This window comes from Methylobacterium sp. BE186 (assembly GCF_031457035.1).
GTDB lineage: Bacteria > Pseudomonadota > Alphaproteobacteria > Rhizobiales > Beijerinckiaceae > Methylobacterium > Methylobacterium segetis.
In genome coordinates this window covers 124714-147199 of the sequence record NZ_JAVDVV010000007.1, presented here as the reverse complement: position 1 = coordinate 147199, position 22486 = coordinate 124714, and the positions used below count along the sequence as shown (strand labels likewise).

Sequence of the window (22486 nt, the reverse complement as noted above, 5' to 3'; positions counted from 1 at the left end):
AGGGGACCCGCCGGCATGTGCCGGCGGGGGCCTGATCAGGGAACCCGCCACCGCGTGTAGCCGACGAGCCGGGCGAGCCTGTCCGCGGCGGCTTCGGCGAGATCGGCCGGGATGCTGCGCCAGGCCGAGGGCGGCGCGAGGCCGAAATGCCGGATCGTCTCGGCGACGACGAGGCCGATCTGCGCCTCGATCTCCCTCGGTATCGGCCGGGTCGCGAGCTCGTTGGCGGGTCTGTCCGGGGCTGGGCGGACGATGTCTTCCCAGGGCTGGCCCCACACGGCCTGCGCGAAGCGCTCGTTCGAGGCGCCGTAGGTCTCCTCCAGGCGCGCCCGCATCTCCGGCGCGTCCCCGCGGAACGGCTCGGGATCGAGCCCGCGCGACCAGGCGGCCGCGTCGATGACATGGCCGATCTGGCGCGGGTGCCCGGCCACCTGCCGGTGCGCCCGCAGCCGCCGCAATCGGCGTGAGGCCTCCACCGCCACCGGTCCCGAGCTGCGGTTCGTGACGTACCGGAAGGTCTCGGGCCCCGCGAGGTCGGCGACCCTGTCCGCGAGGCCGAGATCGCGGAACATCCTCTCCAGGAGCGGCGCCTCCGAGCGCAGGTCGCGCAGGGGAATGCCGGTGACCCGCCCGTTCGACGCCTTGAGCCACGGCTCCACGAGGGCGTGGTAGGCGAACCGGCCCGAGCCGCACAGGGCGCCGGCATAGGCGCGGAAGGTCCGGGTCTCCTGCACGAGCTGGGCGCGGTGGGCGTAGGCCGAGTTCATCTGCTCGAGGACGGGCTTGACCACCATCGCCACTTCGAGGGCGAAGCCGTGCCGGCGGAAGACGTCCCGCAAGGTCTCGGGAACGCCGAGCGAGGGCTTCTGGACGGAGAAATCCTCGTAGGAGAGGATCACCGTGTCGGCGCGCGTTCCCGCCAGGGCGCCGGCCAGGCGCGCGAGGCTCGCGCCCCGCTCCACCGCGGGGCGGCGCCCGTCCAAGGCCTCGCCGAGGGGTTGGTGGTTCACCTCCGCGCCCGGCGGGGCGCCCGGCGCCGACAGGTCCGGGTAGAGGATCCCGGCTTCGGCGAGGCGCGGGCGCAGGCCCGTCAGCACCGATTGGAACGAGGTGGACCCGGTCCGCGGCATTCCGATATGGATGATTCCTCGACGCATCGACCCTGCTTTACGCTCCGCCCGATCTCGGCGGCTTGCCACAACCTAAAGCTGCTCTCTAGACGAAGATCCGACCGAAGGTCGTGCAATTCCGCCCTCCGCGAGCCACCGAATGTCAGACCTCTCCCTCGCCGCCGCCCGGACGATCGTCGAGACCGCCCTCGCCACCGCCCGGTCCCGCAGCCTCAAGCCGCTGGCGGTGATCGTCTATGACGGCCGCGGGTCTCTGAAATGTGTCCAGGTGGAGGACGGCGCCTCGCTGCGCCGGGCGGAGGTCGCGCTCGCCAAGGCGAACGGCGCGCTCGCCCTCGGCCTCGGCTCCCGCGCCATCGCCAAGCGCGCCGAGGAGCAGCCGCACTTCGTGGCGGCGGTCAGCCATCTGGTCGGACCGGCGGCCCTGGTTCCGGTGCCGGGCGGCGTGCTGATCCGCGACGGCGAGCGCGTCGTCGGCGCGGTCGGCATCTCCGGCGACACGTCCGACAACGACGAGATCTGCGCGGTCGCCGGCATCGAGGCGGCGGGCTTCAGGCCCGATACCGGCGCCTGAGCCGCATGCGCCCGCGCCGCAGGGACTGCCTCGCGGGCGCCGCCGCCCTCCTCCTCGGGGGCCCGGCCGGCGCGGCGGAGCCCGGCCTCTACCGGCGGGGCAACGATGCCGACCCGGAGACGCTCGATCCCCACAGATCCTCGACGGTGGCCGAGGCGCACATCCTGCGCGACCTCTTCGAGGGGCTGCTGACCTACGACAACCGCGGCGCGATCGTGCCCGGCGCGGCCGGGAGCTGGACCCTCTCGGAGGATGCGCGCACCTACACCTTCGCCCTGCGGGGCGACGGGCGCTGGTCGAACGGCGACCCGGTCACCGCGGCGGATTTCGTGTTCTCCCTGCGGCGCATCCTCAGCCCCGCGACGGCTGCGAAATACGCCGAGGTGCTCTATCCGATCCGGAACGCCGCGGCGGTGAACCGGGGGGAGCTGCCGCCCGACGCCCTCGGTGTCGCGGCCCCGGACGCGGACATCGTGGTGATCGACCTCGCGGAGCCGACCCCCTACTTCCTCGAACTCCTGACGCACCAGACTGCGATCCCCGTCCATCGCGCCAGCGTCGAGCGCTACGGAGACGCCTTCACGCGCCCCGGCAATCTCGTCTCGAACGGCCCGTATCGGCTCCGCGAGATGGTGCCGAACGACCGCATCACCCTCGAGGTCAACCCGCAGCACCGGGATGCCGCCGGCATCTCCATTCGCCGCGTCGCCTTCATCCCGACGCCCGACCTCGCGAGCGCGGTGCGGCGCTACGCGGCCGGCGAGGTGGATTCCCTCGCCGACCTGCCCGGCGACCAGATGCCCTCGCTCAGGAAGCGCTTCGGCGCGCAGGTGGTGCTCGGGCCGGCGCTCGGAGTCTACGCGCTCGCGGTCAACACCCGGAAGAAGCCCTTCGACGACCCGCGCCTGCGCCGGGCCCTCTCGCTCGTGATCGACCGGGAATATCTCGCCGCCGCGATCTGGGGCGAGACCATGGCGCCCGCCTATTCCCTCTGCCCGACGGGCCTCGACCATTACGGCACGCCGCCCGAGACGGGGGGGCGCGAGGCGCTGCCGATCGACAACGAGGAGGAGGCGCGCCGGCTCCTGAAGGAGGCCGGGTACGGGCCCGGCGCCGCGCCCCTGCGCATCGAGTACCGGTTCAACACCACCGACAACAACCGCAACACGGCGATCGCGGTCGCCGAGATGTGGCGCGGCCTCGGGATCGAGACCCGCTTCGTCTACACCGACGCCAAGACCCACTTCGCGCACCTGCGCGACGGGGGGGATTTCGACGTGGCGCGGATGTCGTGGATCGCCGATTATTCCGATCCGCAGAACTTCCTGTTCCTGCTCGCCTCGACGAACGACGGCATGAATGCGGGCCGCTACGCGAATGCCCGCTACGACGCGCTGCTCGCCGGCGCGGCCGCCGAGCGCGACCTGACGCGGCGGGCGGGGCTGCTCGCCGAGGCCGAGGGCATCCTGATGCGGGACCTGCCTTGGATCCCCCTGATGCATTACCGCTCCAAGGCCCTGATCGCCCCGCGGCTCCACGGCTACCACCCGAACCTGCGCAACGCCGCGCCGACCCGCTTCCTGAGGCTCGACGCGTGAGGCGGAGCCGGGTGTCCACATGATCGCCTACGGATTGCGCCGCCTGCTCCAGGCCGTGCCGACGCTGTTCCTCGTCGTCACGCTGAGCTTCTTCCTGATGCGGCTCGCGCCCGGCGGCCCGTTCGACCTGGAGCGGCCGCTGCCGCCGGCCGCCATGGAGAACCTGCGGCGCGTCTACGGCCTCCATCAGCCCCTGCCCGTCCAGTACCTGCGCTACCTCGCGGCGCTGGCGCAGGGCGATCTCGGCCCCTCCTTCTCCTTCCGGGACCTCGGCGTCGCCGACCTCTTCGCCCGCGGGCTGCCCGTCTCGATGACGCTCGGCAGCCTCGCCCTGCTCCTGGCGCTCGGGGCGGGGATCGGCCTCGGCAGCCTCGCGGCCCTCAGCCGGGGCGGGACGGCCGACCGCCTCGTCGGGCTGCTGGCCGCCGCGAGCCTGTCCCTGCCGAGCTTCGTCGTCGCGCCCCTGCTGCAGATCGTGTTCGGCCTCGGCCTCCGCTGGCTCCCCCTAGGCGGCTGGGAGGGCGGCGCCCCGGCCCATCTCGTCCTGCCCGTGATCACCCTCGCGCTCCCGCAGGTCGGCGTGATCGCGCGCCTGACGCGCACCTCGCTCGCCGAGAGCCTCGCCGCACCGCATGTCCGCACCGCGCGGGCCATGGGCCTCGGCCCGGTCCGGGTGCTCGCCCAGGCGCTGCGCGGCGCGCTGCTGCCCGTCGTCGCCATCCTCGGCCCCCTGGCGGCGGCACTGCTCACCGGGTCCGTGGTGGTCGAGACGATCTTCGGCCTGCCCGGCATCGGCCGCTACTTCGTCGATGGGGCGCTCAACCGCGACTACACGCTGGTGATGGGCACCGTCGTCCTCGTCGCCGTGCTCGTGATCCTGTTCAACCTCGCGGCCGATCTCGTCTCGGCGATCCTCGATCCGCGCCTGAGGCTCGGGCGGTGAGCGCGGCGCCGGCGCTCGCTCCCGCCCGGGCGCCCCGGCGGCTCGCTCCCGGGCGCCTCGCCCTGCGCCGGCTGGCGCGGAACCGCGTCGCGCTCGCCGCCCTGGCGCTCCTCGGCCTGATCGCGCTCGCCTGCCTGCTCGGCCCCTTCCTCACCGGGCACGCGCCGGAGCGGAGCTACCCGGACCTGCGCCAGCTGCCGCCCGGCCTCGCGGCCGAGCCGGGGCCGGAGCGCCTGCAAGCGGCCCTCGACCGCCTCGCCTACCGGATGCGGGCGCGCGTGGCGGAGGCCGAGCGGCAGGGCGACACCCTGCACCTCACCCTCACCGCCGACCGGGCGATCGACCCGCGCTCGCTCGCCTACCTGCCCCGCTCGGACCTGTTCGGCGAGCCGCGGATCGTCGCGCGCGAGGCGGAGGGCCGCCGGCTCGTGGCCGAGGTGCCCGTGCGGCGCCTGCACTTCCTCCTCGGCACCGACGTGCACGGGCGCGACCTCCTCACGCGCAGCCTCGTGGCGGGCCGCGTCTCCCTGCTGATCGGGCTCACCGCGACCCTCGTCGCCCTCCTCGTCGGCGTCGCCTACGGGGCGGTCTCCGGGTTCGTGGGCGGGGCGACGGACGCCGTGATGATGCGCCTCGTCGACATCCTCTACGCCCTGCCCTTCGTGTTCTTCGTGATGGTGCTCGTCGTGTTCTTCCGGGCGAGCCTGGCGCTGATCCTGCTCGCCGTCGGCGCCGTCGAGTGGCTCGACATGGCCCGCATCGTGCGCGCCGAGACCCTCCGCCTGCGCCGCCGCGATTTCGTGCGTGCGGCCGAGGCCCTCGGGCTCTCGGCCCTGGCGACGCTGCGCCGGCACATCCTGCCGAATGCGCTCGGCGCGATCGTGGTGGCGGCGACGCTGCTGGTGCCGCGGGTGATCCTGCTCGAGAGCTTCCTCTCCTTCCTCGGCCTCGGCGTGCAGGAGCCGGGCACGAGCTGGGGCGTGCTGGTGGCGGAGGGCGCGCGCGCGATCGAGTCGGCGCCCTGGATGCTCGCCGGCCCGGCGAGCTTCCTCGTCGCGACCCTCGTCGCGCTGAACCTCCTCGGCGACGGCCTCGCCGACGCCCTCGATCCGCGGCAGGCGGGCTGAGCGCCGTCAGCGCGCCTCGACGAGAGCGGGATAGACCATGCGGACGCGGCGCCTCTCCTCGGGGATGTGCGTCGCGGGGCGGTCGCGGGCGGCGCGGGGCGCCGGCACCACGGCGAGGCTCACCTCGGTCGGGCGCAGGGCCCAGATCTCGGCGCCCGACAGCGCCACGGGCGCGCGCTGCCGCGCGAGCGTCGCGTCGGCGCCGTGGGTCGGCACCGCGGCGAGGCCGACGAGCGTTGTCGTCGTCAGCAGGGCGAGCCGGAAGCAGGGATGCAGGGCGGATGTCTTGCGAGCGTTCATGGGGGCGCAGCCGTTCGAGCGCCCTAGATGACCCGCGGACCGGTGAAGCCTCCGGCGTGCGAAGGCGATTCGCACAGGTTCGCCAACAGAGTTCCTGAGGGAGGGTAAACGGTCGATGTCGAGCCGAGCGGAAGGCAAGTCCGGCGCGCTGGCGCCCGAGCGCGTGCCGATGGGCACGGTGATCGACACCGACATCTCGGCGCGCCTCGACCGGCTGCCCTGGGGCCGCTTCCACGTCCTCGTCATCGTGGCGCTCGGCATCACCTGGGTGCTCGACGGGCTGGAGGTGACGCTGGCCGGCTCCCTCGTCGGGGCGCTCCGCCAGCCGCCCATGTCCTTCTCCGAGTTCGACGTGGGGCTCGCCGCGAGCTCCTACCTCGTCGGTGCCGTAACGGGCGCCGTCGGCTTCGGCTGGCTCACCGACCGGATCGGGCGCAAGAAGCTGTTCTTCATCACGCTGGCCCTCTACCTCGCCGCCACCGCCGCGACGGGACTGTCCTGGAATATCTGGAGCTTCTGCCTGTTCCGCTTCCTCACGGGGGCGGGCATCGGCGGCGAGTACACGGCGATCAACTCGACGATCCAGGAACTCGTCCCCGCCCGCGTCCGCGGCTGGACCGACCTCGTCATCAACGGCTCGTTCTGGATCGGGGCGGCGCTCGGCTCCTTCCTGTCGATCGTGGCCCTGCGCCCGGGGCTGATCGACCCGGCCTGGGGCTGGCGCATCGCCTTCTTCGTCGGCGGCGGCATCGGCCTCGTGATCCTGCTCCTGCGCACCTGGATCCCCGAGAGCCCGCGCTGGCTCGTGACGCACGGCTACGCGGCCGAGGCCGACCGCGTCGTCTCAGGCATCGAGAAGCGCTTCACGGACGAGGGCGTCACCCTGCCGCCGATCGACGAGAGCAAGCGCCTCAGGCTCAGGACGCGCAGCCACACGCCCCTCTCCGAGGTGTTCGGGGCGATGTTCCACACGAGCCGGCGCCAGACCTTCGTGGGCCTCGCGCTGATGATCGCGCAGGCCTTCTTCTACAACGCCCTGTTCTTCACCTACGCGCTGGTGCTGGAGCGGTTCTACGGAGTGCCGGGCGACCATGTCGGCTGGTATCTCCTGCCCTTCGCGCTCGGCTCCTTCCTCGGGCCGCTCGTGCTCGGGCGCCTGTTCGACACGGTGGGGCGCCGCCCGATGATCGCCTTCACCTACGGTATCTCGGCCCTGCTGCTCGCGGGCGCCGGCTACCTGTTCCAGATCGGCGTGTTCGGGCCGGTCGGGCAGACGGCGGTCTGGATGGTGGTGTTCTTCTTCGCATCCGCCGCCGCCTCGTCAGCCTACCTGACGGTGGCCGAGACCTTCCCCCTCGAGATCCGGGCGCTCGCCATCGCGGCCTTCTACGCCATCGGCACGGGCATCGGCGGCGTCTCCGGCCCGCTCCTGTTCGGCACGCTGGTCGAGACGGGCTCGCGGGAGATGGTCCTCGTCGGCTACCTGATCGGCGCCGCCCTGATGGCGGTGGCGGCGGTCGTCGGCGGGATCTACGCCACCGCCGCCGAGGGCAAGTCGCTGGAGAGCGTCTCGAAGCCGCTCGCGGCGGCGTGAGGGGACTGCAGGGCCATCTTCCTGTAACATGTTACGGAAGGAGTCGGCATGCCTCAGCGTGACGAGAAGCCACGATCCGCAGCCTCGCGCATGCTCACCTACCGGGAGCGGATGCGCGCCGCTGGTCTGCGGCCTCTCCAGATCTGGGTGCCGGATACCCGCGCACCCGGTTTCGCGGCGACGTGCCGTGCCCAGGCCGAGGCCATCGCGGCCGCCGACCCCGCCGGGGATGAAGCCCTCCGCTTCATCGAGGACACTTATCAGTGGCCGGAGGCGTGATCCGGCGGGGAGACCTGATCACCGTCGTGATCCCGGGTGAGTACGGCAAGCCGCGCCCGGCCGTCGTCGTCCAATCCGACCTCTTCTCGGCGCTGCCCTCGGCAACGATCTGTCCGCTGACGACGACGCTGCGCCCGGACGCAGGCTTGCTTCGCCTGACGATGGAACCGTCGCCGTCGAACGGCTTGCGGCAAACCTCGCAAGTGGTCATCGACAAGATCACGACGATCTCGCAGCAGCGCGTCGGCGGAAGGATCGGGCGGGCCGACGATCATGTCATGGTCGCCGTGAACCGCGCTCTCGCCCTCCACCTCGGCCTGGCTTGAGCCGTCTACTCCGCCCGCCAGACCTGCCCGTGATACACGAAGGCCGCCCCCTCGCTCGCGAGCGCGGCGAGCCCGGTCAGGGCCGGGTCGTGGACCGTGATCACGCTCGTCGGGATCTCGGCCATCATCTGCGCGAACGGCGCCTTGCGCTCGAACGCCTCCCGGAACCCGCCCGCCTGCAGCACCCGCACGATGCGCGGTGCGATGCCGCCGCCGATATACACGCCGCCCGTGGCGAGGAAGGTCAGCGCCAGATCCCCGCAGGCGCGGCCGAGCAGGCGCGCGAACAGGGCGAGCGCCTCGGCCGCGTGCGGGTCCTCGGCCGAAAGCCCGGCCTGGGTGATAGCGGCGGGGTGGAGCTTCTCCCGCGGACTGCCTGAGCGGACGTGGTGGACGGCCGCGTGCAGCCGCGCGAGGCCGGGGCCGGAGAGCAGCGCCTCGACCGTGACGCGCCCCTCGACGCGCTCCACCGCGTGCCAGACCTGCTCCTCGAACGCATCGGTCGGGCCGAATTCGGTGTGCCCGGCCTCCGTCGAGACGATGGCGAGGCGGTCGGCGTAGGGCACGAGCGCCGCGGCGCCGAAGCCGGTGCCGGGGCCGAGCACGAGGCGGGCCCCCTTCGCCTCCTCCCGCGCCGGGCCGATCACGGTGAGGTCGTCGGGGGCGATACCCGCCGCGCCCGCGGCGACCGGCACGTAGTCGTTGACGACGACGGCGCTGGAGAGGGCGAAATCCCGGCCGATCCGCTCGCCCGAGATCACCCAATGGGCATTGGTGAGCTGTACCTCGGGCCCGTCGACCCGGCCCGCGATGGCGAGGATGGCCGAGCGCGGAGCCGGCCCCTCGCCGCCCTTGCCGAGCGCCGCGCGGATCGCGCTCGACGGGTCGGGATGTCCGGCCGTCGCCTCGTGGGACAGAACCCGGGGCGCGGCGCCCTTCTCCGCCACCAGCGCGAAACGCGCGTTGGTGCCGCCGATGTCGCCGACGAGGACCGGAAATTCGAACATGCGCGCGTCGCCCCCTGTTCCGCTCCGCCTCGAGCCTCCGGATGCGGAAGCTTAGTCCCGCGGCCCCACCATCCGGAAGGCCCTCTCAGGCCTCGGGCAGGCCCGAGACGTCCATCGGCGCGCCGTCGGCCCAGGCGTAGAGCAAGGCGCGGACCGCTTCCGGATCGGCCAGCCGCTTGGGCGCCACCGTCTCGCCGGGGCCGACCCGCACGCTGACGCCCCCATCCGCGTTGACGGAGGCGAAGGCGAGTTCGTCCGTGCGGTCGTCGCCCAGGAAGACGGCCCGGCGCCCGGCATAGGGCGGCGCCTCCAACAGGGCGCGGATGGCGTGGCCCTTCGTGGCCGAGGCCGGGACGATCTCGCCGACCGCCTTGCCGAGCTGCAGCCGGTAGGGGCCGTCGAGCTCGGCCGCGATCGCCTTCACCACGGCCTCGGCCCGCCGGGCGTCCTCCGGGTTCGCCAGCCGCCAATGCACCGCGACCGAGGCGCCCTTGTCCTCGATCAGCACGGCATCGAGGTCGGCCACCAGCGCCTGCAGGCGCGGCACCCGGGCGCGCAGGTCCGGATGGTCCTCCGGGCGCCCGCCCGTCACCGCGTCGTTCACGCGCCGCTCGACCCCGTGCAGCCCGGCGACGTCGAACCGGGTTGGCGCCAGGAAATTGTCGATCACGCCGATCGGCCGGCCCGTGACGATGGCGAGCGCTCCCCCGAGCCGCTCCCGCAGCCGCTCCAGGGCGGGCACGAGGCCGGGATCGACCCGCACCGCGTCGGGCCGCGGCGCGATCTCGACGAGGGTGCCGTCGAAGTCGAGGAAGAGGGCGAGGTCGGCCGTCACGGGGCGCTCCTGTCCTGAGGGCGGCCTGCGCTAGCACGCCGCGCGTTCCGGGCAAACGCCGCGATTGCGTGCGGGGATGCGGGCCGGTCTATCCTCCCGTGGCGTTCCCGCGGAGACGTGATGCCGATGCGCCCCCTGCCCCTGCCCGCCGGCCCCGACGAGGAGAGCGTCTGGGACTATCCTCGGCCGCCGCGCCTGGAGCCGGTGCCGCAGCGCCTGCGCGTCGTGCTCGATGCCCGCACCATCGCGGAGACGGGGCGCGGCTGGCGCGTCCTGGAGACGAGCCACCCGCCGACCTATTACTTCCCCCTCGCGGACGTCGCCCCCGGCATCCTCGGACCGCCCCGGCGGGCGGGGATCTGCGAGTGGAAGGGCCGGGCCGTCCTCTTCGACGTGGCGGGTCGCCCCGGCGCCGCCTGGGCCTATCCGGACCCGACGCCACCCTTCCGCTCGATCGCGGGCCACGTCGCCTTCTATGCCGGGCCGATGGATTCCTGCACCGTCGGCGACCAGCGCGCCGAGCCGCAGCCCGGCGCCTTCTACGGCGGCTGGATCACGCCCGGCATCGTCGGCCCCTTCAAGGGCGGCCCCGGGACGATGGGCTGGTGAGAGGGTTTGGCGCGGAGCCCGGCTCCCGCTACATGCCGGGCCGGAACAGGCGAGTGGAGCGGCGCATGCAGGAGACGGACACGGTCGAGCCGGCCTCGGTGGGGTTCAGCGCCGAGCGGCTGGAGCGGATCGACGGCTGGATGCGGCGCCTCGTCGCCGAGGGCAGGCTCGCCGGCCTCTCGGTGAGCGTGATGCGCGGCGGGCAGACCGCCTTCGCCCGCGCGCACGGCCTCGCGGATCTCGCGCGGGAGCGGCCCTTCGCCCTCGACACGATCACCCGCATCTACTCGATGACGAAGCCGCTGACCTCGGTCGCGGTGATGATGCTCTACGAGGAGGGCCGCTTCCAGCTCGACGATCCGGTCGCGCGCTTCCTGCCGGAATTCTCCGAGATGCGGGTGCTGACGGGTGGCAACCGCATCAAGTTCGAGAGCGAGCCGGCCCGCCGGCCGATCACGATCCGCGATCTCCTCACCCACACCTCCGGCCTCACCTATGGCTTCATGGAGGCGACGCTCGTCGACGAGCTCTACCGGCGCAACGGCGTCGACTTCCACCTGAAGGACGCGACGCTCGCCGAGGTGGTGGGACGGGTGGCGGGTCTCCCGCTCCTGTCCCAGCCCGGTGCGCAGTGGAACTACAGCGTGGCGACCGATGTGCTCGGCCACCTCGTCTCGGTCGTGTCGGGGCAGGATTTCGCCGATTTCCTGCGCGAGCGGGTGATCGCGCCGCTCGGCATGACCGACACGGACTTCTTCGTGCCGCCCGAGAAGCTGCCCCGGCTCGCCGCGAACTACACCCTGTTCCGGGACCGCAGCCTGAAGCTCTACGACGATGCGGTCGACACCGCCTTCGCGCGCCCGCCCGCCATCGCGTCCGGCGGGGGCGGCCTCGTCTCGACGGCGGCCGACTACCTGCGCTTCTGCCGCTTCGTGCTGAACCGCGGCGCGCTCGACGGCGTGCGGCTCCTCGGCCGCAAGACGGTCGACCTGATGCTGACGAACCACCTGCCCGGGGATCTCGCCAGCATGGGCACCCCGCGCTTCGCCGAATCCTCCTACACCGGCATCGGCTTCGGGCTCGGCTTCTCGGTGATGCTCGACCCGGCCCGCGCGCAGATCCTCGGCAGCCCGGGCGAGGTCGCCTGGGGAGGCGTGGCGAGCACGGCCTTCTGGATCGACCCGGCGGAGGATCTCGCGGTCGTGCTCCTGACCCAGCTCATCCCGTCCTCGGCGCTGCCGATCCGCCGGGAATTGCGGGTGCTGACCTACGCCGCGCTGGCGGGCTGAGAGGCTTGGCGGGCGCCCTCGCCCCTCCGGGGAGCGGGGCAACCCGCCTCGGGCCTACTCGGCCGGAGCGGCGGCCGGGGCGGCCTTCTTCTCGGCCGCCGGCTTCGGAGCGGCTGGCTTCGGGGCGGCGGTCGCCGTCGCGGTGCCCGTGGTTCCGGGGCCTGCGGCGCCCGCGGCGGCCGGCGCCTTCGGCGCCCACTCGGCGTCGGCGCGGGGGCCGTTGGGGGCGTTCGTCGCACCCGTGAGCTGGCCGGGCAGCACGTCGGTGACGCGGTTCCAGGTCTGCGATCCGCACAGGAAGCCGAGCATGCAGCCGCGCACCGAGAGCTCGGTCGGCTGGTCGGTCCAGATCGTCACGTCGTAGAACTTGCCTTCCTCGGAATTGTAGATCTTGCCCTCGTAGCGGGCATCCGCGTTCGGCTTCAGGCCCATGATGAGCTGGTGGCCGAGCGACGGGCGGGTCTGCTTCTTCGGGTCCGGGTTCTTGAAGTCGACGCGGGGCTGGCCCTTGTCGTTGAGCGGGGTCTTCAGCCAGACCACGTAGCCGCAGACGTTCTTCTCCTGGGGCCCGCACTTCTCGACGCGGATGCGGGCGCGCCCGTCCTCCGTCAGCCAGGTGCCGCTCGGGTCGGCCGGCGCGGCGGCCTGGGCGAGGCCGGAGAGGGCGCCGAGCGCGACGAGCGGCGCGGTAACGCGGCCGGCCCACGATCCGGCACCGCCGCCGATCAGTCGAAACGTCATCCGATCACTCCCATGGCCCCTGCCCTCGCCGGATGGAACGTCCCGGCGGCACGGCCTCGTCTGGATGACCCGCCATTCCTCCCCGAAGGTGTCCGGATCATGACCGCGGCCCTCCCGCCGGGGGAGAAAACGCGCGGGCCTGCGCCCGGCGTGCGGTGGCGGGCCGCCCCGAACGGAGAGAGGGCCGGCGCTCGCGCACCGGCCCTCCCGCAGGTCTCCCTCCTGGCAGGCCTCGCTCCTGGCAGGCCTCGCTCCCGATCGGGCCGATCACTCGGCCGCGGTCATCTCCGGCGTGTAGTGGCCGCACCAATCCTTCGAGGCGACCACCGGCCACAGGCCCTTCGACTCCGGGGCGGGCTGGCTCACCGGCGGGTTGAAGCGGCAGAGGCCCTGGTCCGAGGCGGAGACGCCGCCGTTCAGCTTGTGGTCGTCGAAGAAGCGGCAGCTCTCGCAGGCGCCGTCGTGGGTGCTGGCCATGATGTCTCTCCGATCCTTGTCGGACGGGCTCGAAGCCGCCTCGTCCTCGCAGTTGTTAATTAGAACAAGTCGAATGTAGCGTCAATGCGCGGGCGCCACACCGGTTCCGGAATCGGCGCTCCCGCTGTGGGTCGGGCGGGGGCCGGCGTTGACGGGCGGGCTTGCCAGCGCCTAGCGTGGGTGCTGACGGTTCCCCTCGGGGATCAAAAGGGAACGCGGTGAGGAGCCTGCTCCGAGGCCGCGGCTGCCCCCGCAACTGTCAGCGGCGAGCCCTTCACCACCATGTCACTGGGTCGTGCCCGGGAAGACGGTGCGAGGGCGGCGACCCGTGAGCCAGGAGACCTGCCGTCAGCCGTGGTCACACGCGAAACGCGTCGGGCGGGGTGTCCTGACGGGTGTCGAAGCGCCGTCCATCCCGTGCGGAGACGGCGGCCGAGGCCTCGTTCGCGGTGACGTGCCACACCGAGCGCGCCCGCGTGTCTGCCCCGCCCCCGTCCGCATCTGCCGAAGGCGTCGAGCCGGCGGCCCAGATCCAGGCCGCCGCATTGCACGGCCGCCGGCTCCGGGCCTCCCGCCTCCCGATCCGCCGGCGCATTGATTGTAATGTTATGACATTGCATCAATGGCGGGGAGCGGCCCGGCATCCGGTCGTGCCTCGACCCTCGGACCCGACACGACCATGCCGTCCCCTCCCCTTTCCCTCACCACCCGGCCGCCCGGCCGGACTCGCGCCCGCCTCGCGCGCCGGCTCCTCCTCGCCGCCGCCGGTCTTGCCGGCTGCCCCGAGGGCGCCGAGGCGCAGGAGACCGTCACCCTGGACACGCTCTCGGTGGCGGGCTCCGGCGCGCCCGCCGGCCTCGCCCTGCGGGCGCCGAGCCGCTCGGCGAGCCGCCTGGGCCTGACGCCGCTGGAGACGCCCGCGAGCCTCGACGTGATCGCGGGCGAGACGGCGCGCCTGCGCGGCCAGAATACGGTGGTCGAGGCGGTGACCCAGAACGCCACCGGCATCACCACGATCGCCTCGCCCGGCAACGGCAACGGCGCCTTCACGGCCCGGGGCTTCGCCGGCCCGAACTCGATCCAGCAGCTCTACGACGGCACCCGCCTCTTCGTCGGCGCCGGCACCGTCAACTTCCCCTTCGACACCTGGAACGTGGAGCGCATCGAGGTGCTGCGCGGCCCGGCCTCGGTGCTCTACGGGGACGGCGCCATCGGCGGCATCGTCAACGTGGTGTCGAAGAAGCCGGTCTTCGTGCCCCTGAACGAGGCGCGGCTGGGCCTCGGCACGGACGGGGTGGCGCGGCTCGCCGTCGATTCGGGCGGGCCGATCGGCGAGTCGATGGCCTACCGGCTGAACGTCAGCGGCAACCGCGCGGGCGGCTGGATCACGCCGGACGGCGATCTCCGCAATCTCGCGGTCTCCGGCGCGCTCACGTGGCGGGCGACGCCCGATCTCGACCTCACCGTCAGCCACGATTACGGCTTCCAGGAGCCGGCCCGCTACTGGGGCACGCCGCTCGTCGAGGGCCGTATCCTCGAATCCTTACGCTTCAACAACTACAACATCCGGGATTCCAAGATCCTCTGGCAGGACAACTGGACCCAGGCGCGGGCGGAGTGGCGCCCGAGCGCCGACGTCACGATCCGCAACACCGCCTACCGGCTGCAGAGCCGGCGCCACTGGCGGGACGTCGAGCAATATGCCTTCAACCGGGGCACAGGCCTGATCGACCGCTCGGACTACATCGAGATCTACCACCAGCAGGAACAGGTCGGGAACCGGTTCGACGCCGCCGTCCGGGGCGAGGTCTTCGGCTTCCGCAACGAGTTCCTGGCGGGTTTCGACGTCAACGCGATCCGCTTCCGCCACACGAACAACGCGCCCTATGGCGGCGAGTCGAGCGTGCCGCCGACGGGCTACGATCCGGGCCTGTTCATCAACCTCGCGGGCACGCGGCCCGCCTACGCGACCCGCACGAGCCAGGCCTCGGTCTTCGCCGAGGACCGGCTGATCCTGTCGGATCGGCTCTCGCTCTTGGCGGGCGTGCGCTACGACGCGCCGAGCCTGCACCGGGACGACCTGCGCGCCGGCACGTCCTTCGAGCGGGACTTCCGCTCTGTCAGCTACCGCTTCGGCGCCGTCTACAACCCGACCCCCGACACCGCCCTCTACGCGCAATACGCCACGGCGACCGACCCGGTCGGCAGCTTGATCAGCCTGTCGCAGAGCCTCGCGAATTTCGAGCTCTCCACGGGCCGGCAGGTCGAGGTCGGGGCCAAGGGCCTGTTCTGGGGCGGGCTCGGCGAGTGGACGCTCGCGGGCTACCGCATCGTCAAGGACAACCTGATCTCGGCCGTGCCGGGCCAGCCGGGCGTGAGCACGCAGGTCGGCCAGCAATCCTCCCAAGGGTTCGAGGCGGCCGTCTCGCTCCAGATCACGCCCCTCTGGCGGGTCGACGCGAACCTCGCCCTCCTCCACGCGCAGTACGACGCGTTCAGCCAGACGGTGAACGGCGCCGTCATCTCCTATGCCGGGCGCCAGCCGATCGACGTGCCCGAGCGCGTCGCCAATTTCTGGCTCAACTACGCCTTCGCCCCGTCCTGGGAGGCGCGGGTCGGCGTGCAATATGTGGGCGATACGGTCTCCGATTTCGGCAACACCGCCCGGCGGCCGGATTACGCGCTGGTCAATCTCGGCCTCGACCATCAGGTCACGCCGGCCTCGCGGCTCTCGCTGCGGGTCTACAACCTGTTCGACAAGGTCTACGCGGTGAGCGGCAACGCGGTCGACGGCATCGGCACCAACTGGCTCCTCGGGCGCCCGCGCTCCTTCGAGGTCGCCTACGCGGTGAGCTTCTGACGCGATGCGGGGTTTGAAGCGCGTCAAGCGATGGCTCGTCCTCGGCCACCGCTGGCTCGGCATCGGCACGGGCCTGTTCTTCGCGGTCTGGCTGCTGTCCGGCCTCGTCCTGCTCTACGTGCCGTTCCCGAGCCTGACGGAGGCCGAGCGGCTGGCGGGCCTGCGGCCGCTCGCCCTCGACCGCCTCGGCGTCGAGCCGGCGCGCGCGCTGGCGGCCGCGGGGCTCTCGGCCCGGCCCCGCTCCCTCGACCTGGAGATGCGGGGCGACGAGCCGGTCTACCGGATCGTGACGGCGGAGGGGCGGCCGCTCGCGGTCTCGGCGGTCAGCGGCGAGGTCCTGCCCCCTGTCGCGGCCGGGGCGGCTCTCGCCCTGGTCCGAGCCGGCCCCGAGGCTCGCCTGCGCAGCCTCGCGCGCGACCAGTGGACGGTGGCGGGCCGCTACGACGCCCTGCGCCCCTTCCACGTGGTCGAACTCGGCGACGCTGCGGGCACCGAGCTCTACGTCTCCTCCGTCACCGGCGCCGTCGTGCTCGACACGCGGGCCCGCGAGCGCTTCTGGAACTGGCTCGGGGCGGTGCCGCACTGGCTCTACCCGACGCCGCTGCGCGCCCGCCCCGACCTGTGGCGCGACGTGGTGCTCTGGGTCTCGGGCATCGGGATCGCGGGCGCCGCGAGCGGGCTCGTCCTCGGCATCTGGCGCCTGCGCCCGCGGCGGCGCTACCCCTCGGGCGCCGCCACGCCCTACCAGGGCATCGGCCGCCTGCACCACCTGTTCGGGATCGTAGGGGGCCTGGGGATCCTCACCTTCGTCGTCAGCGGCTGGCTCTCGATGAACCCGAACCGCTGGTTCTCCGGACCCGCGCCGGACCCGCAGATGCGGGCGGCCTATGCCGGGGCGGCGCCGCTGCCGGGCCTTGCCGGGATCCGGGAGGCCGACCGGCCGGACACCGTGGCCCTGCGTTTCCTTGGCCTCGGCGGCGGCAGCCATCTCCTCGCCCTCGACGCGTCGGGCGGCAGCCGCGTCAGCCCGCCGGTCGAGGAGGCGGCGATCCGCGCGGCCGCGCCGGGCCTGATGCAGGGCGCGAGCCTCGCCCGCGTCGAGCGGCTCGCGGCCTACGACGCCTACTGGTACGCCCACCACGACACGAAGCCCCTGCCCGTGCTCCGCCTCGTCTTCGACGACGCCGCCGCGACCTGGTTCCACGTCGATGCGGGGACGGGCGAACTCCTCGACCGGCTCGACCGGAGCGGGCGCGTCCACCGCTGGCTGTTCGCGGGGCTCCACCGCCTCGACTTTCCTCTCCTGATCGGCCACCGGCCGGCCTGGGACCTCGCGCAAGGGCTGCTGAACGGGCTCGGCCTCGTCGTCGCCCTCACCGGCGTGGTGCTCGGCTGGCGCCGGCTGCGCCGTCCCCGCGGCGGGAGCCGGCCATCCGGGGTGCGGAGTCAGGCGGCGTAGCGGTCCACGACGAGGCGCATGAAGGCGAGCACCCGCTCGCCCCCGTCGAGGCCGGCGCGCGCGACGCGGCCCTCGCGCTGGGCGAGCACGTCGTCCCAGCCGGGGAAGCGCTCGAGCGCCCAATGGCCGGCCGCGCTCTTCGAGACGATCGCGCCGGTCTCGATCGTCGCCGCGATGCGGGCCACGCCGAGGGCGCCGGTGGACAGGGCCGCCGCGTCGACATCCCCGTCCGGCCGCCGCGCGGCGATGGTGCCCGCCGCCGCTTCGATCCAGGGCCGCCAGTAGGTGCCGAGATTGTCGCGGACGTAGCGCTCGGCATCGCGGTCGGCCGCGATGCCGAGCGCCGCGACCGGTGGCCCGAACAGGACGAGGCCGTGCTCGACGAGGCATTGCCGCAGCACCGCGTTGAGGCCGTTGCAGCGCCGATCGGTGTGGAGGATGCCGTCGACGGCAAAGGGCGTCGGCAGCGCGTCCTGCTCCGGCCTGCGGAGGCGATCGAGCGTGGCGTAGACGGCGTCGAGATCGGGTTTCCCCCGCTCCGCCATCGCGCGGTGGAGAGATGCGAGCCCCGCGATCGCAGCTTCGTCGGGCGGCTCGGCGAGAACGGCCAGGACGTCGATGTCGCTTTGGCCAGCCTGATAGGCGCCGAGCGCCACCGAGCCGACGAAGTAGAGGCCGTCCAGGCGTGGGGTGCCGGCCCGGGACAGCTCCACCCGGTAGGCGTCGAGGGTCCGCCTCATCGCATCCTCTCGGCATCCTCTCGGCATCCTCCCGCGCGGGCTGGCCCCGTTATCGCCGGAGACCGGAAGCGCAGCCTGCCCCGCAAGGTGGGCGTGGCTGCGGCGGCGTTCTTGGGCTCGTCCTCGTCTCCCGAACCTCAGCCCGCGCGCCGGAACACGAGGGTGAGGTTGTTCGCGGGCATCGCGACGCGCTCCGCCAGGGCGAAGCCGTGCTGCCGGGCGAGATTCGTCACCGCATCGCGGTCGCGCAGGCCCCAGGCCGGGTCGCGGCGGCGCAGGTCCGCGTCGAAGGCACGGTTGCTCTCGGCCGTCTCGATATCCGCCTCCAGGAAGGGGCCGTAGAGGACGAGGGGAGCGCCCGGTGGCAGCAGCCGCTCCGCCCCCGCCATCAGACCTTCCGCCGCGGAAAAGGGCGCGATGTGGATCATGTTGATCGCCAGGACCGCGTCGGCCCGCGCCAGCGGCCAGTCCGCGCTCGCGGCGTCGAGGGGCACGGGCGCGCGCAGGTTGGCGAGCCCGGCAAGGCGCCGGTGTGCCGCGATGCTGGCGAGCGCCTCCCCGCTCGGATCGCTCGGCTGGATCGTGAGGTGCGGCAGGAAGCGGGCGAAATGCACCGCGTGCTCGCCCGAGCCGCTCGCCACTTCCAGCACGAGCCCGGTCGCGGGGAGGATCCGGGCCAGCACCGCGAGGATCGGCTCGCGGTTGCGCAGGGTCGCGGGCGCGTGCAGCGCTCCGTCCGTTCCGTCCCTTTCCTGCATCGCAGCTGCCTCCGCTCCCTCGTCTCAGGCACTTCACGTCCGCGCGAGGCCCTTTTCCCGTCGGCCTCCGGCCCGATCTTCCCTCGGGGGCAGCCCGGAGGCGCCGATGCGGATCGAGACCAACTTCCTGTTCGACCTCGACGGGACCCTCGTCGACAGCGTGTACCAGCACGTGCTGGCCTGGAAGCAGGCGCTCGACGCGGAGGGCATCGCCCTGTCCGTCTGGCGCATCCACCGCAAGATCGGCATGAGCGGCGGCCTGTTCACCAACCAGCTCCTGCGCGAGACGGATCTCGAGATCAGCCCCGAGCGCGTCGACCGGCTGCGCCGCCTCCACGCCGAGGCCTATGCCGGGCTCTCGGGCCAGATCGTGCCGCTGCCGGGCGCGCAGGCGCTGCTCGCCGCCCTCACCGAGGCGGGCATCCCCAGGGCCATCGCCACGAGCGGCCGGATGGAGACGGCCAAGGCCAACCTCGACGCCCTCGGGATCGACCCGGGCGCGGTGCCGGTGGTGACACGGGATAGGGTGAAATATGCGAAACCCGATCCGGACCTGTTCCTGGCGGCGGCCGAGCGGCTCGGCGTGCGCATCGACCATTCGGTGATCGTCGGCGACAGCATCTGGGACATGCTGGCGGCCCGCCGCTGCAAGGGGCTCGGCGTCGGCCTCCTGTCCGGCGGCTACGGCACGGACGAACTGGAGCGCTCGGGCGCGGTGCGGGTCTACGAGGACCCGGCCGACCTTCTCGTCCATCTCGACGAGGTGGGCGGCCGGCGCTGAGCCGGCCTCATTTCGGCTTGCGGCCCGTCCAGGCGGCCAGCATCGGCGCGGTGAAGGTCTCGTACCACCACGTCGCGGGGGAGGCGGGCCAGACCGGGAACGGCGCCAGGGCAAAGGCCGCCGGCGCGGCGCCCGCGCCCGGCCGCGCCGTCTTCCCCTCCACCACGGGCGGGCGGCGGTGCTTGATCAGGAGGTCGTTCAGCGCCTCGACGCCCAGGGCCTCGACCGGGACGCCCCGCTCCTCCGCGAGCCGGCTGAGCTCGGCGAAGCCCGGTGCGTTCACCCAGAGTTGCATCAGCCTCGGGCCCCCGGAGGCGCCGCGCGCCGGTTCGGGCCGCGGCGGCGTCGTCGAGAGCGGCAGCGGCCGCGGATCGGCCACTTGCGGCCGCGGATCGGCCTCTTGCGGCCGCGACTCATGAGGGCGCGCCTCGGGGCGCGGTTCCTGCGGGCGCGGCGTCAGGCTGGTGAGGGAGGGGCGGCTTCTTCGGGCCATGGGCCATCTACCTTCGGGTTCTGCGAGCCTTGGCGGGCCGGACGAGGTCGACCACCGTCGACCACATCGCGCCGACCTCCTCGGCCGCGCGGCTGCCGGGATCGTACTCGCCGACCGACTGGCCGCTGATCAGCGCGTGCGACAGGCTCGCCCGCTGCGAGACCTGCCCGGGCAGCACCGGGGCGCCGAGATCGGTCAGCACCGTGCGGGTCTCGGCGACGATGCTGGTCGGCCGGCCGAGCCGCGTCATCGGGGGCGCGGCGTTGATCAGGCAGGCGATCCGCGCCCCGAGGCTGCGGGCCATGGCGAGCGTCGCGCCGACGGCGTCGAGGTCGAACGGGCCGGGCCGGACGGGGATCAGCGTCAGGCTCGCCCGGCTCATCAGCGAGGAGATCAGGGGCGCGTTGTGCGGCGGGCTGTCGATGACGACCCACTCCGCCCGCTCCGCCTTCGCCCGCTCCAGCGTGTCCGGGACCGCGGCCGCGTCCGCCTGGACGAGCTGCGGCGCCTCGGCGGCGCGCTGGCGGTGCCAGAAGGAGAGCGAGCCCTGCGGGTCGGCATCGACGAGGAGGGTGCGGCCGTCGCGGGCGGCGAGCGCCCCGAAATGCGCGGCGAGCGTGCTCTTGCCCGCCCCGCCCTTCTGCGTCGCGATCAGGATCACCTGCACGGCGGCTCCCCTCCTGCCCGGCCTCGCGCGGAGGTGCCGGCCGTGTCGCATTGCGGCGCGGGTGCCATTTGAGGAGAGATGGCGGGCCCTGGCAAGCCCTCGCTGCCGGAGATCCGCGCCGATGATCGCGATCTACGTCGCGATGTCCGAGTTATGATCGCACGCGATCATCGTCGTGCGTCCCCCTACGCCCCGAAAACGGCCCTCTCCCGCATGTCCCCGAACCCGGCCGGCACCCGGCGCCCCCCCTCCGTCGAGCGCCTGCTCGCGCACGAATCCGCCGCCGCTTCGATCGCCGCCCACGGCCGCAGCGCCGTCGCGGACGCGGTCCGCGCCGTCCTCGACGCCGTCCGCCAGGGCCGCCTCCCCCTCGGCGACGAGGCCGCGCTCCTCGACGCGGCGGCGACGCGCCTCGCCGAGGAGGCCCGGCCCTCGCTGCGCCCGGTCTTCAACCTCACCGGCACGGTGCTCCACACCAATCTCGGCCGGGCGTTGCTGCCGCCGGAAGCCGCGCAGGCGGTCGCCGCGGTCATGACGCGGGCCGCCAACCTCGAATTCGACCTCGACCGCGGCGAGCGGGGCGAGCGCGACAGCCATGTCGAGGCCCTGGTCTGCCGCCTGACCGGGGCCGAGGCGGCGATCGTCGTCAACAACAATGCCGCGGCCGTGCTCCTCGTCCTCAACGCCCTCGCGATGCGCCGGGAGGTCATCGTCTCCCGCGGCGAACTCGTCGAGATCGGCGGGTCCTTCCGAGTGCCCGACGTGATGGCCCGCGCCGGCTGCCGCCTGCGCGAGGTCGGCACCACGAACCGCACGCATCTGAGCGATTACGACGAGGCCATCGGCCCACGCACCGGCCTCGTCCTGAAGGTCCATCCGAGCAATTACGCGATCCGGGGCTTCACGGCGGAGGCCTCCGAGCCCGAGCTCAGCCGCCTCTGCGGCGAGCGGGGCGTCCCCTTCGCGATCGACCTCGGCAGCGGCAACCTCGTCGATCTCGCGGCCTACGGATTGCCGCCGGAACCCACCGTGCAGGCGGCCCTCCGGCATGCCGGCTGCGTCACCTTCTCCGGCGACAAGCTCCTCGGCGCCGTCCAGTGCGGGCTGATCGCGGGGCGCCGGGACCTCCTCGCCCGCATCCGCCGGAATCCACTGAAGCGGGCGCTGCGGGTCGACAAGTTGACCTACGCCGCCCTGGAGGCGACGCTGCGGCTCTACCTCCATCCGGAGCGCCTGCGCGAGCGTCTGCCGACCCTGCGCCTCCTCACCCGGGAGGCCGCCGACATCCGGGCGCAGGCCGAGCGGCTCTCAGGACCCGTCTCCGACCGTCTCCGCGACCGCGCATCGGTCACGGTCGAGCCCTGCCTGAGCCAGATCGGCTCCGGCGCGTTGCCGGTCGAGACGTTGCCGAGCGCCTGCCTCGTGCTGCGCCCGCCACCGGGCGAGCGGAAGGCCGGTGCGTGGCTGAAGGGGCTCGCCGCCACGTTGCGCGGGCTGCCGACGCCGGTGATCGGGCGCGTCAGCGAGGGCGCGCTGCGCCTCGACCTGCGGACGCTGGAGGACGAGGACGGCTTCCTCGCCGCGATGGCCGCCCTCGCCCCGCCCTGAGGCTCACTCCCGGCAGCCGTTGCGCCGCTCCTCGCGCACGATGTCGGCCACCTTCGCCCGGTCGCGGGCCGAGAGCGGTACGTCGCGGATGTCGTCGTAGCGGCATTGCGCATTGCCGAAGGCGGCGATGCCCCGCGGCGTCCGGAAGCAGTAGCCGGCCTCCGCGTAGACGGCGTTGCGTTCGCCCCACAGCTCGTCGCAGGGGAAGGCCGCCCGGGCCGGCGAGGCGCAGACGAGGACGAGGCACAGGATCTGGAGGCGGCGCACGGAATCAGCTCCGGGGAAGGCGGG

General features: G+C 73.1%; 24 protein-coding genes and 1 riboswitch. Of the genes, 13 read left to right on the top strand and 11 right to left on the bottom strand.

The window, feature by feature from the left end; genetic code table 11:
- Nucleotides 1-35: 35 nt before the first annotated feature.
- Nucleotides 36-1130, bottom strand: a complete 1095-nt coding sequence (locus J2X36_RS10245) for a hypothetical protein (protein ID WP_310349167.1) — start codon at nt 1128-1130, stop codon at nt 36-38.
- Nucleotides 1131-1269: 139 nt separating this feature from the next.
- On the opposite strand from J2X36_RS10245, the gene J2X36_RS10240 reads away from it, so the two are divergent.
- The 4 genes from J2X36_RS10240 to J2X36_RS10225 are packed head-to-tail and all read left to right on the top strand — an operon-like array spanning nt 1270 to nt 5372.
- On the top strand, nt 1270-1704 hold the full coding sequence (locus J2X36_RS10240) for a heme-binding protein (protein ID WP_132255549.1): 435 nt from the start codon (nt 1270-1272) through the stop codon (nt 1702-1704).
- Nucleotides 1705-1709: 5 nt separating this feature from the next.
- The gene (locus J2X36_RS10235) at nt 1710-3302 is read left to right on the top strand and encodes a peptide ABC transporter substrate-binding protein (RefSeq protein WP_310349164.1); all 1593 of its coding nucleotides are present in this window, start codon (nt 1710-1712) and stop codon (nt 3300-3302) included.
- A 19-nt stretch (nt 3303-3321) separates the two neighbouring features.
- Nucleotides 3322-4245 (top strand): ABC transporter permease subunit, encoded by a 924-nt coding sequence (locus J2X36_RS10230; protein ID WP_310349162.1) that lies wholly within the window; start codon nt 3322-3324, stop codon nt 4243-4245.
- Nucleotides 4242-5372: an ABC transporter permease gene (locus J2X36_RS10225; RefSeq protein WP_310349160.1), complete on the top strand. Its 1131-nt coding sequence runs from the start codon at nt 4242-4244 to the stop codon at nt 5370-5372. The genes J2X36_RS10230 and J2X36_RS10225 overlap by 4 nt, the downstream gene beginning before the upstream one ends.
- Before the next feature lie 6 nt (nt 5373-5378).
- Here the strand turns inward: J2X36_RS10225 and J2X36_RS10220 are convergent, their stop codons facing one another.
- Complete coding sequence (locus J2X36_RS10220; protein WP_245516662.1) at nt 5379-5672, bottom strand: hypothetical protein; 294 nt, start codon at nt 5670-5672, stop codon at nt 5379-5381.
- A gap of 115 nt (nt 5673-5787) precedes the next feature.
- Here J2X36_RS10220 and J2X36_RS10215 point away from each other — a divergent pair, with 115 nt between their 5' ends.
- Genes J2X36_RS10215 through J2X36_RS10205 form a run of 3 tightly spaced genes read left to right on the top strand, consistent with a single transcriptional unit; the run spans nt 5788 to nt 7871 of the window.
- Nucleotides 5788-7266, top strand: a complete 1479-nt coding sequence (locus J2X36_RS10215; protein WP_310349156.1) for an MFS transporter — start codon at nt 5788-5790, stop codon at nt 7264-7266.
- Nucleotides 7267-7314: 48 nt separating this feature from the next.
- Nucleotides 7315-7545: an antitoxin MazE family protein gene (locus tag J2X36_RS10210; RefSeq protein WP_245516757.1), complete on the top strand. Its 231-nt coding sequence runs from the start codon at nt 7315-7317 to the stop codon at nt 7543-7545.
- Nucleotides 7530-7871: a type II toxin-antitoxin system PemK/MazF family toxin gene (locus tag J2X36_RS10205; RefSeq protein WP_310349152.1), complete on the top strand. Its 342-nt coding sequence runs from the start codon at nt 7530-7532 to the stop codon at nt 7869-7871. Before J2X36_RS10210 ends, J2X36_RS10205 begins: the two co-directional genes overlap by 16 nt.
- A gap of 5 nt (nt 7872-7876) precedes the next feature.
- On the opposite strand, the gene glk is transcribed toward J2X36_RS10205, so the two are convergent.
- Nucleotides 7877-8878 (bottom strand): glucokinase, encoded by a 1002-nt coding sequence (gene glk, locus J2X36_RS10200; RefSeq protein ID WP_310349150.1) that lies wholly within the window; start codon nt 8876-8878, stop codon nt 7877-7879.
- An 85-nt stretch (nt 8879-8963) separates the two neighbouring features.
- Nucleotides 8964-9713: a trehalose-phosphatase gene (gene otsB, locus J2X36_RS10195; RefSeq protein ID WP_310349146.1), complete on the bottom strand. Its 750-nt coding sequence runs from the start codon at nt 9711-9713 to the stop codon at nt 8964-8966.
- A gap of 126 nt (nt 9714-9839) precedes the next feature.
- Here otsB and J2X36_RS10190 point away from each other — a divergent pair, with 126 nt between their 5' ends.
- Together J2X36_RS10190 and J2X36_RS10185 are read left to right on the top strand one after the other, a co-directional pair.
- The gene (locus J2X36_RS10190) at nt 9840-10322 is read left to right on the top strand and encodes a DUF427 domain-containing protein (RefSeq protein WP_310349401.1); all 483 of its coding nucleotides are present in this window, start codon (nt 9840-9842) and stop codon (nt 10320-10322) included.
- A 65-nt stretch (nt 10323-10387) separates the two neighbouring features.
- Nucleotides 10388-11611: a serine hydrolase domain-containing protein gene (locus J2X36_RS10185; protein WP_310349143.1), complete on the top strand. Its 1224-nt coding sequence runs from the start codon at nt 10388-10390 to the stop codon at nt 11609-11611.
- Between the two features lie 54 nt (nt 11612-11665).
- On the opposite strand, the gene J2X36_RS10180 is transcribed toward J2X36_RS10185, so the two are convergent.
- On the bottom strand, nt 11666-12352 hold the full coding sequence (locus tag J2X36_RS10180) for a DUF2147 domain-containing protein (protein WP_310349141.1): 687 nt from the start codon (nt 12350-12352) through the stop codon (nt 11666-11668).
- Nucleotides 12353-12619: 267 nt separating this feature from the next.
- A complete protein-coding gene (locus J2X36_RS10175; RefSeq protein WP_310349139.1) occupies nt 12620-12829 on the bottom strand; it encodes a hypothetical protein in 210 nt (69 codons plus the stop codon).
- A gap of 170 nt (nt 12830-12999) precedes the next feature.
- A riboswitch (cobalamin riboswitch) is annotated at nt 13000-13194 on the top strand.
- Nucleotides 13195-13508: 314 nt separating this feature from the next.
- On the opposite strand from J2X36_RS10175, the gene J2X36_RS10170 reads away from it, so the two are divergent.
- Together J2X36_RS10170 and J2X36_RS10165 are read left to right on the top strand one after the other, a co-directional pair.
- Nucleotides 13509-15689 carry a TonB-dependent siderophore receptor gene (locus J2X36_RS10170; protein WP_310349137.1) on the top strand — a complete coding sequence of 727 codons (2181 nt, stop codon included), beginning with the start codon at nt 13509-13511 and terminating at the stop codon, nt 15687-15689.
- Nucleotides 15690-15693: 4 nt separating this feature from the next.
- A complete protein-coding gene (locus J2X36_RS10165) occupies nt 15694-17148 on the top strand; it encodes a PepSY domain-containing protein (RefSeq protein ID WP_310349135.1) in 1455 nt (484 codons plus the stop codon).
- Here the strand turns inward: J2X36_RS10165 and J2X36_RS10160 are convergent.
- The gene (locus tag J2X36_RS10160) at nt 17136-17888 is read right to left on the bottom strand and encodes an aminoglycoside adenylyltransferase domain-containing protein (RefSeq protein WP_310349134.1); all 753 of its coding nucleotides are present in this window, start codon (nt 17886-17888) and stop codon (nt 17136-17138) included. The two genes, J2X36_RS10165 and J2X36_RS10160, sit on opposite strands and share 13 nt — an antisense overlap.
- A 137-nt stretch (nt 17889-18025) precedes the next feature.
- Complete coding sequence (locus J2X36_RS10155; protein ID WP_310349132.1) at nt 18026-18646, bottom strand: DUF938 domain-containing protein; 621 nt, start codon at nt 18644-18646, stop codon at nt 18026-18028.
- A 106-nt stretch (nt 18647-18752) separates the two neighbouring features.
- Between J2X36_RS10155 and J2X36_RS10150 the strand changes: the two genes are divergently transcribed.
- Complete coding sequence (locus J2X36_RS10150; protein WP_310349130.1) at nt 18753-19427, top strand: HAD family hydrolase; 675 nt, start codon at nt 18753-18755, stop codon at nt 19425-19427.
- Between the two features lie 7 nt (nt 19428-19434).
- On the opposite strand, the gene J2X36_RS10145 is transcribed toward J2X36_RS10150, so the two are convergent.
- Nucleotides 19435-19722: a hypothetical protein gene (locus tag J2X36_RS10145; RefSeq protein WP_310349128.1), complete on the bottom strand. Its 288-nt coding sequence runs from the start codon at nt 19720-19722 to the stop codon at nt 19435-19437.
- A 205-nt stretch (nt 19723-19927) separates the two neighbouring features.
- Nucleotides 19928-20587, bottom strand: a complete 660-nt coding sequence (locus J2X36_RS10140) for a ParA family protein (RefSeq protein WP_310349127.1) — start codon at nt 20585-20587, stop codon at nt 19928-19930.
- Between the two features lie 213 nt (nt 20588-20800).
- On the opposite strand from J2X36_RS10140, the gene selA reads away from it, so the two are divergent.
- Nucleotides 20801-22195, top strand: coding sequence for an L-seryl-tRNA(Sec) selenium transferase (selA, locus tag J2X36_RS10135; protein WP_310349125.1), 1395 nt, complete (start codon nt 20801-20803; stop codon nt 22193-22195).
- 3 nt (nt 22196-22198) lie between these two features.
- Here the strand turns inward: selA and J2X36_RS10130 are convergent, their stop codons facing one another.
- The gene (locus tag J2X36_RS10130) at nt 22199-22462 is read right to left on the bottom strand and encodes a YARHG domain-containing protein (RefSeq protein ID WP_310349124.1); all 264 of its coding nucleotides are present in this window, start codon (nt 22460-22462) and stop codon (nt 22199-22201) included.
- Nucleotides 22463-22486 lie beyond the last annotated feature (24 nt).